The organism is Moorena sp. SIO3I6 (genome assembly GCF_010672095.1).
On record NZ_JAAHHU010001725.1, the window covers coordinates 1 to 1,040 of the forward strand.

Annotated in this window: 2 protein-coding genes; one reads left to right on the forward strand and one right to left on the reverse strand. The window is 41.4% G+C overall.

Going from position 1 to position 1,040, the window contains the following annotated elements; translation table 11 throughout:
- Positions 1 to 292: 292 nt before the first annotated feature.
- Entirely contained in the window at positions 293 to 451 is a 159-nt protein-coding gene (locus F6K49_RS52655; RefSeq protein ID WP_293111082.1) for a D-galactonate transporter, read from the forward strand.
- A 51-nt stretch (positions 452 to 502) separates the two neighbouring features.
- On the opposite strand, the gene F6K49_RS52660 is transcribed toward F6K49_RS52655, so the two are convergent.
- The gene (locus F6K49_RS52660; RefSeq protein WP_293111083.1) at positions 503 to 910 is read right to left on the reverse strand and encodes a hypothetical protein; all 408 of its coding nucleotides are present in this window, start codon (positions 908 to 910) and stop codon (positions 503 to 505) included.
- Positions 911 to 1,040: the final 130 nt, after the last annotated feature.

The following is a 1,040-nucleotide window of genomic DNA, read 5'->3' on the forward strand; positions in this document are numbered from 1 at the left end:
AGGTTCGGTGATTAAGTTCCAGGAAGCTGTCTCCATCGCTAAAACCTGACTAGCAGTGATTGTAGATACTGCTGTTATCCCTAGTAGGGAGAGAATTTTGTAACGTTTCATAAGTGGACTCCGTGGGTTCTCTGCTAATTCCAACTCGATTCATATATACATTTATCCCAGATTGATGGCTCAGATCAGGAATGTCTCTGAGTTTAGAATATCGTAGCTTTAGCGGTTTAGACGAATCTGCGGAAGAAAAGTTCCCGATGAAGAATGAAGAATTGAGAATGAAGAATGAAGAATGAAGAATTTAGAAGTCTGGCTGCTGGCTGCTGGCTTCTACATTCTGGCTTCTGGCTTCTGGCTGCTGGCTGCTGGCTTCTGGCTTCTGGCTTCTACCTCCTACATTCATTCTACATTATCCATTCTTAATTCTCAATTCTTAATTCTCAATTCTTAATTCTTAATTCTACATTCTCAATTCTCAATTCTTAATTCTACATTCTTAATTCTAATAACCTTTAACTTTAGAGCAGAGCTGATTTAATAACTCCTTTGGAATTGCTTCAAAATTTTCTAGCATAAAATCCATTAAGGCCAGATGATGCAAGGAATCGGAAGAGGGAGTTTTATAGCGAGCACCTTGAGCTAGCCAGCTGTTGACAGCGTAACTTGAGCGACAGCAGATGTTAGCGATGTCTTCTTGATTAACTTGCCATTTCCAGTAAAACTCCTGGGGGGTCATGGACAGTCGGCAGTTGCTGTATAGGTAGATCAAGATTTCCTCTCGCTCAGTGATGGGATTAGGATAGGCATGTTCCCGTGTGGATTGGCTCCTGGAAATTTGGGCAAGGCGGTTTAGGGCTCGCTGACAGTTAATCAGATGATTCAGATGGTCATTTGAGCGATTTGTTGGCATGATGGAATTACCTCACACATAGCTTGTGACTGGGGACATAAGCCGCGCTTCTTGGTTGACGTGGAAAGCGCGGCTTTTTGTCCATAAATATTCTCGAAATATCGGACATTTTTATTATTACTAATATCTA